At 65.4% G+C, this 13,918-nt stretch carries 16 protein-coding genes; 9 read left to right on the forward strand and 7 right to left on the reverse strand.

Features of this window, described 5'->3' with window-relative positions:
- The first annotated feature begins 16 nt into the window (after positions 1 to 16).
- Complete coding sequence (locus tag ACT53M_RS15695; protein WP_476234547.1) at positions 17 to 367, forward strand: CidA/LrgA family protein; 351 nt, start codon at positions 17 to 19, stop codon at positions 365 to 367.
- Positions 364 to 1,068, forward strand: coding sequence for an LrgB family protein (locus tag ACT53M_RS15700; RefSeq protein WP_476234549.1), 705 nt, complete (start codon positions 364 to 366; stop codon positions 1,066 to 1,068). Before ACT53M_RS15695 ends, ACT53M_RS15700 begins: the two co-directional genes overlap by 4 nt.
- Here the strand turns inward: ACT53M_RS15700 and ACT53M_RS15705 are convergent.
- Positions 1,065 to 1,418 carry a PAS domain-containing protein gene (locus ACT53M_RS15705; RefSeq protein WP_476234551.1) on the reverse strand — a complete coding sequence of 118 codons (354 nt, stop codon included), beginning with the start codon at positions 1,416 to 1,418 and terminating at the stop codon, positions 1,065 to 1,067. The genes ACT53M_RS15700 and ACT53M_RS15705 overlap by 4 nt on opposite strands.
- A 149-nt stretch (positions 1,419 to 1,567) precedes the next feature.
- Between ACT53M_RS15705 and purL the strand changes: the two genes are divergently transcribed.
- The 7 genes from purL to bfr all read left to right on the forward strand — a co-directional run bounded on the left by purL (position 1,568) and on the right by bfr (position 8,245).
- On the forward strand, positions 1,568 to 3,784 hold the full coding sequence (gene purL / locus ACT53M_RS15710; protein ID WP_476234553.1) for a phosphoribosylformylglycinamidine synthase subunit PurL: 2,217 nt from the start codon (positions 1,568 to 1,570) through the stop codon (positions 3,782 to 3,784).
- Positions 3,785 to 3,920: 136 nt separating this feature from the next.
- Positions 3,921 to 4,976 (forward strand): sensor histidine kinase, encoded by a 1,056-nt coding sequence (locus ACT53M_RS15715; protein ID WP_476234554.1) that lies wholly within the window; start codon positions 3,921 to 3,923, stop codon positions 4,974 to 4,976.
- Positions 4,977 to 5,041: 65 nt separating this feature from the next.
- Positions 5,042 to 5,455: a hypothetical protein gene (locus tag ACT53M_RS15720; RefSeq protein WP_476234555.1), complete on the forward strand. Its 414-nt coding sequence runs from the start codon at positions 5,042 to 5,044 to the stop codon at positions 5,453 to 5,455.
- Between the two features lie 135 nt (positions 5,456 to 5,590).
- The gene (locus ACT53M_RS15725) at positions 5,591 to 6,217 is read left to right on the forward strand and encodes a nitroreductase family protein (protein WP_476234556.1); all 627 of its coding nucleotides are present in this window, start codon (positions 5,591 to 5,593) and stop codon (positions 6,215 to 6,217) included.
- A 10-nt stretch (positions 6,218 to 6,227) separates the two neighbouring features.
- The gene (locus ACT53M_RS15730; protein WP_476234558.1) at positions 6,228 to 7,469 is read left to right on the forward strand and encodes a DUF418 domain-containing protein; all 1,242 of its coding nucleotides are present in this window, start codon (positions 6,228 to 6,230) and stop codon (positions 7,467 to 7,469) included.
- A gap of 35 nt (positions 7,470 to 7,504) precedes the next feature.
- The gene (locus ACT53M_RS15735; protein ID WP_476229514.1) at positions 7,505 to 7,675 is read left to right on the forward strand and encodes a (2Fe-2S)-binding protein; all 171 of its coding nucleotides are present in this window, start codon (positions 7,505 to 7,507) and stop codon (positions 7,673 to 7,675) included.
- Between the two features lie 87 nt (positions 7,676 to 7,762).
- The gene (gene bfr / locus ACT53M_RS15740) at positions 7,763 to 8,245 is read left to right on the forward strand and encodes a bacterioferritin (RefSeq protein WP_476234560.1); all 483 of its coding nucleotides are present in this window, start codon (positions 7,763 to 7,765) and stop codon (positions 8,243 to 8,245) included.
- A 156-nt stretch (positions 8,246 to 8,401) separates the two neighbouring features.
- On the opposite strand, the gene ACT53M_RS15745 is transcribed toward bfr, so the two are convergent.
- From ACT53M_RS15745 to ACT53M_RS15770, 6 genes are all read right to left on the reverse strand, one after another.
- On the reverse strand, positions 8,402 to 8,821 hold the full coding sequence (locus tag ACT53M_RS15745; protein WP_476234562.1) for an Hpt domain-containing protein: 420 nt from the start codon (positions 8,819 to 8,821) through the stop codon (positions 8,402 to 8,404).
- Positions 8,822 to 8,916: 95 nt separating this feature from the next.
- Positions 8,917 to 10,269, reverse strand: coding sequence for a ribosome biogenesis GTPase Der (der, locus tag ACT53M_RS15750; RefSeq protein ID WP_476234563.1), 1,353 nt, complete (start codon positions 10,267 to 10,269; stop codon positions 8,917 to 8,919).
- Positions 10,270 to 10,403: 134 nt separating this feature from the next.
- Entirely contained in the window at positions 10,404 to 11,732 is a 1,329-nt protein-coding gene (locus ACT53M_RS15755; protein ID WP_476234565.1) for an outer membrane protein assembly factor BamB family protein, read from the reverse strand.
- On the reverse strand, positions 11,729 to 12,442 hold the full coding sequence (locus ACT53M_RS15760) for a tetratricopeptide repeat protein (protein ID WP_476234566.1): 714 nt from the start codon (positions 12,440 to 12,442) through the stop codon (positions 11,729 to 11,731). The genes ACT53M_RS15755 and ACT53M_RS15760 overlap by 4 nt, the downstream gene beginning before the upstream one ends.
- 74 nt (positions 12,443 to 12,516) lie before the next feature.
- A complete protein-coding gene (gene panB / locus ACT53M_RS15765; protein ID WP_476229520.1) occupies positions 12,517 to 13,374 on the reverse strand; it encodes a 3-methyl-2-oxobutanoate hydroxymethyltransferase in 858 nt (285 codons plus the stop codon).
- Positions 13,375 to 13,420: 46 nt separating this feature from the next.
- Positions 13,421 to 13,816, reverse strand: a complete 396-nt coding sequence (locus ACT53M_RS15770) for a hypothetical protein (RefSeq protein WP_476234567.1) — start codon at positions 13,814 to 13,816, stop codon at positions 13,421 to 13,423.
- Between the last annotated feature and the right edge of the window lie 102 nt (positions 13,817 to 13,918).

Genomic DNA, 13,918 nt, shown 5'->3' on the forward strand with positions numbered 1-13,918 from the left:
TGTCATGGCGCAGGGCATGATTGCCGCCATTGCCACGCTGCTTCTGTGCCAGTTGCTCGGCACCTGTCTGCAACTGCTCAGCGGGGTTCCCCTGCCCGGCCCGGTGATCGGCATGTTCCTGCTGCTCGGCTGGCTGTTGCTGCGCCCCGGCGAGCGGCCGACCCTGGTGCAGGTTTCGGCATGGCTGACTGCGCATTTGTCGGTGATGTTCGTGCCCGCAGCGGTGGGGCTGATGGAAGAAGGGCCAGTGCTCGCACGCAGCGGCGCCGTGTTGCTGGGGGCGACGATCGTTTCGACATTGCTCACCATTCTTGTCACCGCCCTCGTGTTCCGCTGGGCGCTGGCCCGGCAGGAGCGTGACGCATGACCGCAGCCTGGCAGAGCTTCACCGCCTCTCCCCTGCTGTGGCTGGCGGTCACGCTGATCGTGTTTGAAGGCGCGGACCAGCTTTCGCGGCGGAGCAACCGCCATCCGCTCTGCCACCCCGTGCTGCTCGCCACACCCGTGCTGATCGCGATTCTGCTCGCCTCGCACACCCCCTATCCGCGCTATGCCGCCGCGACCTGGATCCTCGGCTTTTTGCTCGGGCCGGCCACGGTGGGACTGGCAGTGCCGTTGTGGCGCAATCGCGCGCTGGTCCGGCGCGTCGCCGGGCCGCTGGCACTGGCGCTGCTCGCCGGGTCCGCTACCGCAATCGTCAGCGCCGTCGGCATTGTCTGGGCATTTGGTGGCACACCGCAACTGCTCGCGACGATCGCGCCGCGATCGGTCACTACGCCAGTCGCGATGGCGCTGGCGCAGCAACTGGGGGGCATTCCCGCGCTGGCGGCAGTGATCGTGCTCGTCTCGGGCGTGTTCGGCGCAATGGTGGCCAGCCCGATACTCAACCGAATGGGCATGACCGACTATCGCGTGCGGGGCTTTGCCGTCGGAGTCGCCGCGCATGGTTTCGGCACCGCCCGTGCGTTTCAGGTATCGGAGATAGGCGGCACCTTTGCCGGCATCGGCATGGCGCTCAACGCCGCGATGACCGCGCTGCTGCTGACGATCTGGGCGCTGCTGGTCTAGCGCTTGCCGCTCTGTGACAGGCGCGCCATTTCTTCGGTGATGTCCTGCTTGGTGCCGTAAAGGCGCACCGGCCGCCCTTCGCGGCATTCGACATCGGCGGTCAGCCGCATCCAGCGCCAGCTGCCGTCGGTGCGCCAGATCTGCGCGTCGAACGTGAAGCTGCCGGCCGTCGCAATGGCCTGGTCACGCAATGCAGCGAGCTGCGCGCGCGATTCCGCACTGTACATCGCCACCGCCTGATCGCGCGTGACCGGAGCCCCGCGCGGGAGGCCGAAAAGGTCATAGACGCCGGGCGACCAGCGAATCTCTTCCGTTACCAGATCGCACTCCCAGGACGCGGGCAACGGCATCAGCGGATCGTCCGCGTGCAATCCGGAACCGGCAAGGGGCAAGATGTCCATGCCGAAAAGCGTTAGCACCGGCGGAGTTAACGGGCTGTATGTCCCTTGGCGCACAGGTGGGGTGACGCGCGGCCCACACCCCGCTAAGGGGTCCGGCCATGACCCAGATCACGCCCGAGATCGTGGCCGAGCACGGCCTGTCGCCCGAAGAATATGAGCGCGTCCTGAAGGCGCTCGGCCGCGAGCCGAACCTGACCGAGCTCGGCATCTTTTCGGTGATGTGGTCCGAGCATTGCAGCTACAAGTCCAGCCGCATCCATCTGAAGAAGCTGCCCACGACCGGCCCGCAGGTGATCTGCGGCCCCGGCGAGAATGCCGGCGTAGTCGATATCGGCGACGGGCAGGCGGCGATCTTCAAGATGGAGAGCCACAACCACCCGAGCTACATCGAGCCCTATCAGGGTGCGGCGACCGGCGTGGGCGGCATCCTGCGCGACGTGTTCACCATGGGCGCGCGCCCGATTGCCAACATGAACGCGCTGCGCTTCGGCCGGCCCGATCATCCCAAGATGAAGCATCTGATCGCCGGCGTGGTCCACGGCATCGGCGGCTATGGCAATTGCGTCGGCGTGCCTACCGTGGGCGGCGAGGTGAACTTCCACCCCGCCTATGATGGCAACATCCTGGTCAACGCGATGACCGTCGGCATCGCGGATACCGACAAGATCTTCTATTCGGCAGCATCCGGCGTCGGCAATCCGATCGTCTATGTCGGTTCCAAGACCGGCCGCGACGGCATCCACGGCGCGACGATGGCGAGCGCGGATTTCGGCGAGGATTCGGAAGAGAAGCGCCCCACCGTCCAGGTCGGCGATCCGTTCACCGAAAAGCTGCTGATCGAGGCCTGCCTCGAACTGATGGCCTCCGACGCGATCGTCGCGATCCAGGACATGGGCGCGGCCGGCCTCACCTCCTCCTCGGTCGAGATGGCGTCCAAGGGCGGCGTCGGCATCGAGCTGATCATGGACGATGTGCCCCAGCGCGAAACCGGCATGACGCCGTACGAGATGATGCTCTCCGAATCGCAGGAGCGCATGCTGATGGTGCTCAAGCCCGGCCGCGAAGCCTTTGCCGAGGCGATCTTCCGCAAGTGGGAGCTCGACTTCGCCGTCATCGGTCATGTCACCGACACCGGTCGCATGGTGCTGAAGTGGAAGGGCGACGTGGTGTGCGACATACCGCTCGCCCCGCTGGCCGACGAGGCGCCGCTCTACGACCGCCCGCATGTGCCGACGCCGAAGCAGCCCGAGCTGCAGAATGTGCCGGAATGCACCGATCCCGCAGCCGATCTGCTCAAGCTGATGGGCTCGCCAGACATCGCCAGCCGCCGCTGGATCTGGGAGCAATATGACCACATGGTCGGCGCCGACACCGTACAGCGCCCGGGCGGCGACGCGGCGGTGGTGCGCGTTCACGGCACCGAGAAGGCGCTGGCGATCACCACCGACTGCACGCCGCGCTATTGCTTCGCCGACCCGGTCGAGGGCGGCCGCCAGGCGATTGCGGAAGCGTGGCGCAACCTTTCCGCAGTGGGCGCTACTCCGCTGGCGGTGACCAACTGCCTCAACTTCGCTAACCCGCAGCGCCCGGAAATCATGGGCCAGATCGTCGGCTGCCTCGAAGGCATGAGCGACGCCTGCCGCACGCTCGACTTCCCGATCGTCTCGGGCAATGTCAGCCTCTACAACGAGAGCAAGGCGACCGGCGGCGGCTCGGCGATCCTGCCGACCCCCGCGATCGGCGCGATCGGCCTGCTCAAGGACTGGCAGAAGAACTGCACCATCGCCTTCAAGGGCACGGGCGACGTGATCATCGCGGTTGGCGAGCGCGGCGGCCATTTGGGCCAGTCGATCTGGCTGCGCGAGATTTGCGGCCGCGAGGAAGGCCCGCCCCCGCCCGTCGACCTGATGATGGAGCGCCGCACCGGCGCGTTCATCCGCGCGGCGATTGCCGGCGGCGCGATCACCGCCTGCCACGACGTGTCCGACGGCGGCCTGGCGGTTGCGGTCGCCGAGATGGCGCTAGCCTCGAACATCGGCGCGATACTCGATCAGCCGCAGCCCTTTGGCGTGGCGGGAAGCTGGTTCGGCGAGGATCAGGGCCTGTATGTCGTGACGGTGAAGGACGAGGCGCTGGCCGACTTCCTGGTCGCCGCCGACAAGGCCGGCCTCGCCGCCGATCCGATCGGCCGCACCATCGCCAACCGCATCATCTTCGAGATGGAGGAAGGCGATTTCTGCGTGAGCCTGGACGATCTGCGCAAGGCGCATGAGGGCTTCTTCCCCGCGCTGATGGGCACGTCTGCGACGAACTGACCGCGCTTCCTCTGCCGGGCCTCAGGGCGCGCTTGCGTCTGGATTGTTTCTAAAGGATGAGAAGCAAGGCCCGGCAGCTTCCCTAAGGCGGGAAGCCACGCCGCTTTCCGTGGCCGCGGACGAGACGTGCAGGCGAATGAAGCCGCTGGACCAGACACTCGAGCGGCTGCCGCTGCTGACAGAGCGGCGGTGGGCCGCCTATACGATCACGGTTCTGCTGTGCGGGCTGGCGTGGTGGCTGCGGCTGGTGCTCGACCCGTTCTTTCCGCCGGGCTTTCCGTATCTAACCTTCTTCCCCGCGGTCATTCTGTCGTCCTTCCTGTTCGGACGCTGGCCCGGCGCCGTGGCGGCGGTGCTGTGCGGCTTGCTCGCCTGGTATTTTTTCATCCCGCCTGGGCGCAGCTTCCAGATCGGCCGCAACACGGCGGTGGCGCTGCTTTTCTATGCGGGCGTGGTCACCGTCGACATTCTGCTGGTGCACTGGATGCAACTGGCCAATGGCCGTCTGGCGGCCGAGCGGGAACGAAGTGCCGCGCTGGCCCACCGAACGGAATTGCTGTTCCACGAGCTCCAGCACCGTGTTTCGAACAATCTGCAAATGGTGGGCGCCATGCTCACGCTGCAGAAGCGCAGCCTGCCGGAAGGCGATGGCCAGCGGGCGTTGAGCGACGCCGCTGCCAAGCTGCAGCTGATCGGGCGGATCCAGCGCCAGCTCTATGGCACGCATGGCGAGCAGGTGCCGCTCGACGCCTTTGTTACCGAGCTGGTCCGTGACCTGGCCGAAGCGAGCGGCAAGCCCGGCATCCACCATATCGTCACTGCCGATACCGGTCTGTCGCTGCCGCCCGACAGCGCCATTCCGCTGGCGCTGATCGTGGCGGAGGGCGTGGCGAACGCCATCGAACATGGCTTTGCCCAGCGCGAGCAGGGCACCATCATGGTCCGGCTGGATCGTGGTCTCCAGGGGCTCGCGCTCAGCATCGAAGACGACGGCGCGGGACTGCCGCCCGACTTCGATTCCGCGCATGTCGACAGCCTGGGCCTGCGGATCGCGCGCAGCCTGGCCGGACAGTTGGGCGCCAACATGCAGATCGCGCCGGCAAACCCCGGCACGGCGCTGCGCCTGAGCGGCATCACCATCGCCGCGATCGCGACGCCACCCTGGGCGGAGCACCGTCGCCCGGCAGACTGACCTACATCAAGGATATTGGCCGGCAGCCGTGCGATGCACTAGACTCGCGCACCAGGGAGGCCGCCATGATGACCACAGGTTATTCGGCTACGCCACTGGCCGACAAGCTGGGCCTGAAGCCGGGCATGCGCGTCTGGTTTCACAATATGCCGGACAGCGTCCGCGCAGAGATAGATCCGGAACGGATGGTGTTGGAGGAACAGCCCTGCGCCTCCGACGGGTTGCAGGGCGCGCATCTGTTCGTCACCGAACGAGACCATCTGGAACGCGAACTGAAGGCCCTGCGCGCGCTGCTTGCGATCAACGGTTTCATATGGGTATCGTGGCCAAAAAAGGCTGCAAAACAACCAACTGACGTGACCGAAGATGTGGTCCGCGCAGTCGCTTTGCCGATCGGGCTAGTGGATACAAAGGTTTGCGCAGTGGACCCGATCTGGTCCGCGCTCAAACTGGTTATCCGCAAGGAACTCCGGGAATAATACCAAATCGACGGTACTAATCCGGCCGTGCTAGGGGAAAATCCAGAATCGACGGTGTAGGCGGCGATCGCAACATCCCGTTCGGAAAAAATGATGCCCCCATCGCACCCCGTTCCCTGGCTCCCCTATCCGGATATGTCGGACGCCGAGCGCATTGCCCGGGCGGAAACGTTTCGCGATGCCATGGCGTCTCGACATAGCTGTCGCGACTTCTCCGACGCACCGGTCCCGCGCCAGGTGATCGAGGCGGCCATTACCGCCGCCGCCAGCGCGCCCAGCGGCGCCAACCGCCAGCCCTGGCATTTCTGCGCTATTTCCTCCCCCGGCGCCAAGACAGCAATCCGTGTGGCATTCGAGGAAGAGGAACGGCGTTTCTATGGCAGCAGCCGCAGCGCAGAATGGCTGGGCACGCTTCGCTCCTTTGGCGGAGGGCCAGACAAGGCGTATCTGGAGACCGCCCCCTGGCTGATCGTCGCGTTCGGCCAGACCCGCGCAAATGGTAAAGACCTGACGCCCCACCCGTTCGTCACCGAAAGCGTAGGCATTGCCTGCGGGCTGTTACTGACGGCGCTCCACCAGGCGGGGCTGGCCACCCTTGTCCATACGCCCGACCCTGCGGGTTTCCTGAACCGCGTCTGCCGGCGGCCTGCTTCGGAAAAGCCGCTGATGCTGGTGGTTGTCGGGCATCCGGCAGCGGACGCCACGCTGCCTTCCGCGGTGCTGCACAAAAAGCCGATAGAAGAGGTTGCAAGCTGGCTGTAAGCGCCGGCTTGTGACATTTGCACCTGCCAATCGCCTCCCCTCGCTGGACATCGTGCGCGGCACCGCGGTTCTCGGCATCCTGCTGCTCAATATCGTCGGCTTTGCCCTGCCCGAGGCCGCCTATTTCAACCCGCGTGCCTATGGCGGCTGGCACGGCGCCGATCTGGTCGCCTATCTGATCAATTTCCTGTTCTTCGATAGCCGGATGCGGGGGCTGTTCTCGTTCCTGTTCGGCGCATCGATGCTGATCGTGGCCGATTCGGCGCAGGCCGCCGGTCGCAATCCCGCCGTGGCGCACTATTCGCGCATGGGCTGGCTGCTGCTGTTCGGTCTCGCGCACCTGTGGCTGGTCTGGCACGGCGACATTCTCGCCCATTATGCGCTGGTCGGCATGATCGCCTATCCGTTGCGTCGCCTGCCGGTGGCCCGGCTGGTGGCATTGGGCGGCTCGCTGGTGGTGGTGAGCGTATTTCTGTTCGGCACTATCGCCCATTCGGCATGGCAGCTTTCCACCCACCCCATGCCCGGCAGCGCCCGCCAGCTCGCCGAACTGGTCCAGGCCTTCGGAACCCCGCCGCCGGACCGGATTGCCACAGAAATCGCCGTCCATCGGAGCAACTATGCCACGTTGGTGGCACAGCGTTTCGCCGAGTACCGGTTCAGCCCGCTCTCGATGCTGATGCTCTTCGGCTGGGAAACCCTCGCCTATATGCTGTTTGGCATGGCGGCGCTGAAAAGCGGCTTGCTGGCCGGCAAATGGACGCGCGAACGCTATCGCCGCTGGTGGATGCGGAGTTGGGCCGTGGCGGTGCCAGTCTATGCCGTGCTGGCGCTGGACCTGGTGCGCGCGGAATTCCGCCTGCCGGCAGTGGTGCTGGACGCCGTGACATTGCCGGGTCTGGTGCGGCCGGCGATGATCCTCGGCTGGGCCTGCCTGATCCTGCTGCTCACGCAGCCCGGCAGCTGGCTGAGCAACCGGCTGGCAGCCGTAGGGCGCATGGCATTTTCCAACTATCTCGCCACCAGCCTGCTCTGCGTGCTGCTGTTCGACGGCTATGGTCTGGGCTGGTTCGGCCGGCTGTCGCGCTGGCAGCTCTATCCCGTCGTCCTTGCCGTCTGGGCGCTGATACTGCTGTGGTCGGCACCGTGGCTGCGCCATTTCCGCTACGGGCCGATGGAATGGCTGTGGCGCAGCCTGGCGCGGGGCCGCCTGCAACCCTTCCGCCGCCACCTTGCAAATCAGTCGCATTAGCCCTACATTCCGATTCGCGAGTTGCGAGGGATGTGATGGTCGTCTGCGTCTGCAATGCTCTTCGGGAACGGGATGTGCGCGAAGCCGCGCGCGGCGGCGCGCAGAGCGCCTGTCAGGCCTATCGTGCGCTGGGGTGCCAGGCTAAATGCGGCCAATGCGTCCCCTTCGCCCGCGCCATCATCGCTGAGGAACGTGCGGCTGCGTGACAGTCGCAAGTAAAGGCGTGCGCATTTCTGCGGTTTTTTTATCTTCCCGTTCGCGCTAGGCGCCTTCCGCGAAGGGAGTTGCCGAGCATGAAGGGCGATACCAAGGTTCTCGAGTATCTGAACGAAGTTCTCAGGAACGAACTGACCGCGATCAACCAATATTGGCTGCATTATCGGATGCTCGACAATTGGGGCGTCCACAAGCTTGCCGAGTTTGAGCGGCACGAATCGATCGACGAGATGAAGCATGCCGACAAGCTGGCGGAGCGCATCCTGTTTCTGGAGGGGCTGCCCAATTTCCAGCTGCTCGGCCGGCTGCGCATCGGCGAGACGGTCGAGGAAATCCTGCGCTCCGATCTTGCGCTGGAAATGGAAGCGATCGCCGTGCTGCGCGACGCCGTCCAGCATTGCGAAACCGTCCGCGACTTTGTCAGCCGCGAACTTTTCGTCGAGATTCTGGAGAGCGAGGAAGAGCATGTCGACACGCTGGAGCGTCAATTCGACATGATCAGCCGGATGGGCCTGGAAAACTACATCCAGCTCAACAGCAAGGCAGCCGAGGCGGACTGATACCAAGCCGCGTCGACTCATCCGCGCGTTGGAGCCCTATTCGCCAGCCGTCACCCCAGCGGAAGCTGGGGTATCCGGCGACCGGGCGAAAAACGGAACAGCGCTACTGCGGGACATGCCAGCTTGCGCTGGCATGTCCCGCTCACGCAACTGATGTCAGTTTGGCGCCGCCCGTTTGCCGAAACCTGCCGGACGGCGTACTGCCAGCGGATTGGCCTCGCGTTCCAGCATGGTCAGCGTTGTTTCGAACATCGGACGCAGTTGAACGACATATTCTAGCGCATCGCTGGGAGTTTCGTGCCGTTCGACACAGGCGCGCGCCGTCATCTCGATGGTTTCGGCAAGGTCGCCGAGCACATGCGCGCCGAACTGGCGGGCCTCCCCCTTCAACGTGTGCGCCGGAATCACCATCGATGCGGCATTGTTGGCGCGCATCGCTTCTTCGATCCGCATCAGCGATTTTACGCCATCCTCGCGGAAATAGCCGAGGATGCGAACGAAATTGGCCCCAAGTTGCGCACGCGCCTGCGCGAACGCAGCCCAGTCCACCAGCGGCTCACCGTTCGTCAAGTCCATGCCCGTCCCACCCGTATCCACGCGGTTTTGGCCGGCATCCTTAGCGGGCAGCAGTAAACAGGCTGTTGATACGACCTGCTTTGACCGCCTCCGGATTATTCCTTGTTCCGGTCGAACGGATTTTTCGGGGCGCGCAAGGTCAACCGCACCGGCACCGCCCCGAAATCGAATTCGCGGCGCAGGCCGTTGATCAGATAGCGCTGGTAGCTGGTCGGCAGCAGGTCGACGCGCGTGCCGAACAGCACGAAACTGGGCGGGCGGGTCTTGTTCTGCGTGACATAGCGCGGCTTGATCCGCTTGCCGCCGGGCGCGGGCGGCGGATTGGCCTCAATCGCGCGTTCGAACCATCGGTTAAGCTGGCCCGTGGATACGCGGCGCGACCAGGCTTCGCGCGTCTCGAACGCCACGCGGATCAGCACGTCGAGCCCCTTGCCGGTTGCCGCCGACACGGTGAGCAGCGGAACGCCCTTCACCTGCGCCAGCCCTTCGTCCAGTGCTGCCTTCACCCCGTTGAACAGGCTGGAGGCATTCTCCGCCACGTCCCATTTGTTGAGCGCGATGATCAGTGCGCGGCCTTCCTGCAGCACGCGATCGGCGATCTTCAGATCCTGCACCTCCAGGCCGCGCGTCGCATCGAGCAGCAGCACCACCACTTCGGCAAAATCGATCGAGCGCAGTGTATCGGCGACCGACAGCTTTTCCAGCTTCTCTTCGACGCGGGCACGCTTGCGCAGCCCGGCCGTGTCGATCAGCCGGACGGCGCGGCCTTCCCATTCCCAGTCGATCGCGATCGAATCGCGGGTGATGCCGGCTTCCGGCCCGGTGATCATCCGGTCCTCGCCGAGCAGGCGGTTGACCAGGGTGGATTTGCCCGCATTCGGACGGCCGACAATCGCCAGCTTGAGCGGCGCGTCGGGGTTGTCGAGGTCTTCCTCGACCTCTTCCTCGTCGCGCTCGACATGCGGCAGCAGCGCCTCGAACAGATCGGCAATGCCCTCGCCATGTTCGGCGGAGAGCTGCACGGGCTCCCCCATGCCCAAAGCCATCGCCTCCAGTACCCCGGCCTCACCGGCACGGCCCTCGGCCTTGTTGGCGACGAGCACCACGGGCCGGTCGGTGGAGCGCAGCCAGCGGGCAATTTCCTCGTCGAGCGGGGTCACGCCGGCGCGCGCGTCGATCAGGAACAGCGACACGTCCGCCTCGCGCACCGCCGCTTCGGTCTGCGCGCGCATCCGGCCGGGCAGCGTCGCGGCGTCCTCGTCCTCATAGCCGGCGGTGTCGATCACCCGGAACTCCAGCCCGAGCAGCGTCGCCTCGCCTTCGCGGCGGTCGCGGGTCACGCCCGGCTGATCGTCGACCAGCGCAAGGCGCTTGCCGACCAGCCGGTTGAACAGCGTCGACTTGCCGACATTGGGGCGTCCGATAATGGCGACGGTGGGAAGCGGCATGGCGAAACTCTTATCACGGTAGAGGCGACAGAAAAGCCCGCCCCAAAACGCAACGGGCCGGGGCAGGCCCGATCGGCCGCCCCGGCACCGTCGCCAGACTGCCGCCCGCCCTGTCCGGGGCAGGCGGCGATCGATCATTTATAGGCGGTCAGCCGCCCCTTGTTGTCCAGCACGTACAGCATGTTGTTCACCACAACCGGCTGCAGGCTGATCGGATCCTTGGTCTCCATGGTCGACAGGATGCTGCCGTCCTTGGGCGACACCGACACGATCTGCCCGCGCGAATTGACGAGCAGCAACCGCCCGCCGGCCGCCACCGGGCCGGTCCAGGAAATCGGATTGCTGACCTTTTTGGGCTTCTTGTAGCGCTGAAGCTGGACGATCCAGCGCGCCTTGCCGCTGCTACGCGAGAGGCAGAGCAAACGCGCGTCATCGGTCACGACGAACAGCCATTCGCCGACCGCCCAGGGCGGAGAAATGCCGCCGATCGTCTGTTCCCACAGCGTCGAGCCGCTGGTGATGTCGATTGCGACCATGCGGCCACCCTCGCCCAGCGCATAGACACGGCCCTGATCGATTACCGGCTCCGCATCGATATCGGTGAGCGACGACACCGAGGTCGACATGCTCGAGCGCGTGAGCACGTCGCCCCACAGCGACAGGCCGTTTTCATAGCGATAGGCGTTGAGCTCGCCCGACGAGAAGCCGGCGATCACCGTGCCCTGGGCCGAAGCGGGTGCCGCCACACCGAACACGCCCTGCGATTCGAGGCTGGCGGTCGAGGTCCAGGACACCTCGCCCTTTTCCTGGGTAAGCGCGAACAACTGGTTGTCCTGCGTCACCACATAGACATTGCCGTTGGCGAGCGTGGGCGCACCGCGCAGCGGGCCGCCCGGATGCGCGCGCCACAGCTCACTGCCGTTGCTGGCGTTGAGCGCGACCACTTCGCCCAGCCCGTTCGAGGCGAACACCTTCTCGCCTTCGACGCTGACGCCGCCGCCGAACAGTGCCGAGCGATTGCGCTTCTGGTTGGACGTTGCGACCACCCAGATTTCCGCACCGGTGTCGGCGGCGAGCGCATGGACCCGACCGTCGGTGTCGATCACATAAAGCCGGTTGCCGGCCACCACCGGCGATGCCGCCAGACGTTCCTTCGGCGAAGTCTTGGCGATCTGCTTCGACCATACGCGCGAGAGCGAATCGCCCAGTGCCAGATGCCCCATCGACTTGGCGGCGTTGCCACCGGGCTGTGTCCAGCTATCGTTGACCTCCGCTGCCGGCAGCAGCACTTCCACCTGCGCCAGCGTCTTGTCCGACTCGACGTCGTTCTCGGTCACCAGAATGGGCACGCGCTCGCCGAGCACAGGGGTCTTGTGACCGCCGCTGCCGCCCTTGAAGACGCCGCAGCCGCTTACCAGCGCCAGCGCCGTCAGGGCTGCCGTAACCCTCACCTTATACTTCATTTGGATTTCTTTTCCTGCGTCTGGGTCGCCGCGGGGGCGGCCGAAAGCACCTTCGCCAGGTCGGCGGCGCGCTGGCGGATCGATTCGGGCACGCGCTCGCCTGCCTGGCCGATCTGGCTGTAGAGACGGATGGCCTGCTCGCGCTTGCCTGCCTTGAGATAGGCGGCGGCGACCATCTCGCCGGCCGTACCGAACCAGGGCGATTCGGGGTTGGCATAGATATTGAGGCGCTGGACGACCGTGTCCGGCGCCAGCGTGTCGAATTCCGCCTGGGTCTGACGCACCAGTGCCAGATCGCGCATCGCCTGATCGAGATGCGCATCGTTGGCGACCTGGGCGAACTTCGCAGCAGCGCCGGTCTTGTCGTTCCGCGCGAGCAGCAGATTGCCCAGCGTGATCCGCGCCATGCCGGTATAGCCGTCGTCGCCGCCCTGCGCGACCTTGTCGAGCGCCGGCTCCGCCTGAGACGGCTGGTTGCTAATGACGAGCTGCAGCGCTGCGTCGAACGCTTCGCCGCGCTTCTCTTCGTTCGCGGCGTTCTGATGCTGCCAGAACAGCCAGCCCGCGACGGCAGCCAGGAACAGGACCACGCCCAGAATGATCAGCCGCCCGTAGCGCTGCCAGAGCGACAGCATCTGGTCGCGGCGATATTCTTCGTCGACTTCGCGAAGAAAAGCCTCGTCGGTGGTGCCGGAAGGAGGAAGCGCCAAAATCTACTCCATGGGTCTCGTGCGGGCGCGGACCTTAGCCACGCCGTGGAGGAAGGGAAAGCCGGGTTACCCCGTCAATCGCGCGCCGCATAGACCTGTTCCGCCCCCGGAAAGGCCCGGGAGCGCACCTCGGCGGCATAGGTTTCAACCGCGGCGGAAATGCGGCCGGCCATATCATCATAACGCTTCACGAACCGGGCGGTGCGCTCGAACAGGCCCAGCATGTCTTCCGCCACCAGCACCTGACCATCACACTGCGCCGACGCGCCGATGCCGATGGTGGGGCAAGCGACCTTCTGCGTGATCTCGACGGCGATCGGTTCGACCACGCCTTCGACGACAATCGCAAAGGCTCCCGCCTCGTCCATCGCCACCGCATCGCCGACCAGCTTTTCGCGCTCGGCATCGCTGCGGCCGCGCGCGGCGTAGCTGCCCAGCACATTGATCGCCTGCGGCGTCAGGCCGATATGGGCGACGACCGGAATGCCGCGCTCGTTGAGGAAGCGGACCGTCGGCGCCATCGCCGCCCCGCCCTCCAGCTTCACCGCCGCCGCGCCCGTCTCCTTGAGCAACCGCGCCGCGCTGGCAAAGGCCTGTTCGGGGGAAGCTTCATAGCTGCCGAACGGCATGTCGATCACCACCATGGCGTGATAGCTGCCACGCACCACGGCAGCGCCGTGCGCGGCCATCATCTCCAGCGTCACCGGCACCGTGGAGGGCAAGCCGTAGATCACCTGGCCCAGGCTATCGCCGACCAGCAGCATGTCGCAATGCGCGTCCATCAACTGCGCCATGCGCACCGTATAGGCGGTCAGCATCACGATCGGCTCGCCACCCTTGCGCTTGCGGATAGCCGGCACCGTCACGCGCTTCATCGGCGCGGGGGTGGGATTGGCGCGGCTGGTGGCGGTATCGAGCGTGAAGTGCGACATGGCAGCGCTCTAGCGGGTTCGCAGGCCGCTCGCCAGCGGACTCAGATCAGAGGATCCAGCCCCGCCGCGTCGCAAATCCTGCCAGCCAGATCTGAAAGGCGCCGATCGCGAGGGTGGAAACGGGGATCGCAGCAGCCTTCAGCAGCCCCTTTTCGCCGATCACGCCGGTGAAGCCGAGCGTATAGCCGAACTGGACGACCACCGCCGCAAGCGAGACGATGTAGAGGATATTGGCCATGCGCGACCGTCGCAGCATCGCCACCGATCCCCACAGCGCCGCCCCCACGGCAATGGCAAAGTCATAGCTGAACCAGACCGGCAACTCCTGATGAAACTGCCGCTCCCATGCCGAAGCCGCCACCGCCGTGTGCGGATCGAACATGACATGCTGGTAGAATGCGATGCAGCCGACCAGACTCCACAGCAGAAGCAAGCTCGCCACGCTCCGGAACCAGCCGGCAGGCCTCTGTCGAATATAAGACGCCATGCAACCCCAATAATTTCTGGGTTCAATGACGTTAATTTAGGATAAAAACGTAGGTCT

The organism is Sphingomonas sp. DMC6, assembly GCF_056314225.1.

Coding starts and splice junctions, on each gene's coding strand:
- ACT53M_RS15695 (WP_476234547.1), top strand. CDS start 17: ATGATTGCCGCCATTGCCACGCTGCTTCTGTGCCAGTTGCTCGGCACC.
- ACT53M_RS15700 (WP_476234549.1), top strand. CDS start 364: ATGACCGCAGCCTGGCAGAGCTTCACCGCCTCTCCCCTGCTGTGGCTG.
- ACT53M_RS15705 (WP_476234551.1), bottom strand. CDS start 1,418: ATGCCGTTGCCCGCGTCCTGGGAGTGCGATCTGGTAACGGAAGAGATT.
- purL (WP_476234553.1), top strand. CDS start 1,568: ATGACCCAGATCACGCCCGAGATCGTGGCCGAGCACGGCCTGTCGCCC.
- ACT53M_RS15715 (WP_476234554.1), top strand. CDS start 3,921: ATGAAGCCGCTGGACCAGACACTCGAGCGGCTGCCGCTGCTGACAGAG.
- ACT53M_RS15720 (WP_476234555.1), top strand. CDS start 5,042: ATGATGACCACAGGTTATTCGGCTACGCCACTGGCCGACAAGCTGGGC.
- ACT53M_RS15725 (WP_476234556.1), top strand. CDS start 5,591: ATGTCGGACGCCGAGCGCATTGCCCGGGCGGAAACGTTTCGCGATGCC.
- ACT53M_RS15735 (WP_476229514.1), top strand. CDS start 7,505: ATGGTCGTCTGCGTCTGCAATGCTCTTCGGGAACGGGATGTGCGCGAA.
- bfr (WP_476234560.1), top strand. CDS start 7,763: ATGAAGGGCGATACCAAGGTTCTCGAGTATCTGAACGAAGTTCTCAGG.
- ACT53M_RS15745 (WP_476234562.1), bottom strand. CDS start 8,821: ATGGACTTGACGAACGGTGAGCCGCTGGTGGACTGGGCTGCGTTCGCG.
- der (WP_476234563.1), bottom strand. CDS start 10,269: ATGCCGCTTCCCACCGTCGCCATTATCGGACGCCCCAATGTCGGCAAG.
- ACT53M_RS15755 (WP_476234565.1), bottom strand. CDS start 11,732: ATGAAGTATAAGGTGAGGGTTACGGCAGCCCTGACGGCGCTGGCGCTG.
- panB (WP_476229520.1), bottom strand. CDS start 13,374: ATGTCGCACTTCACGCTCGATACCGCCACCAGCCGCGCCAATCCCACC.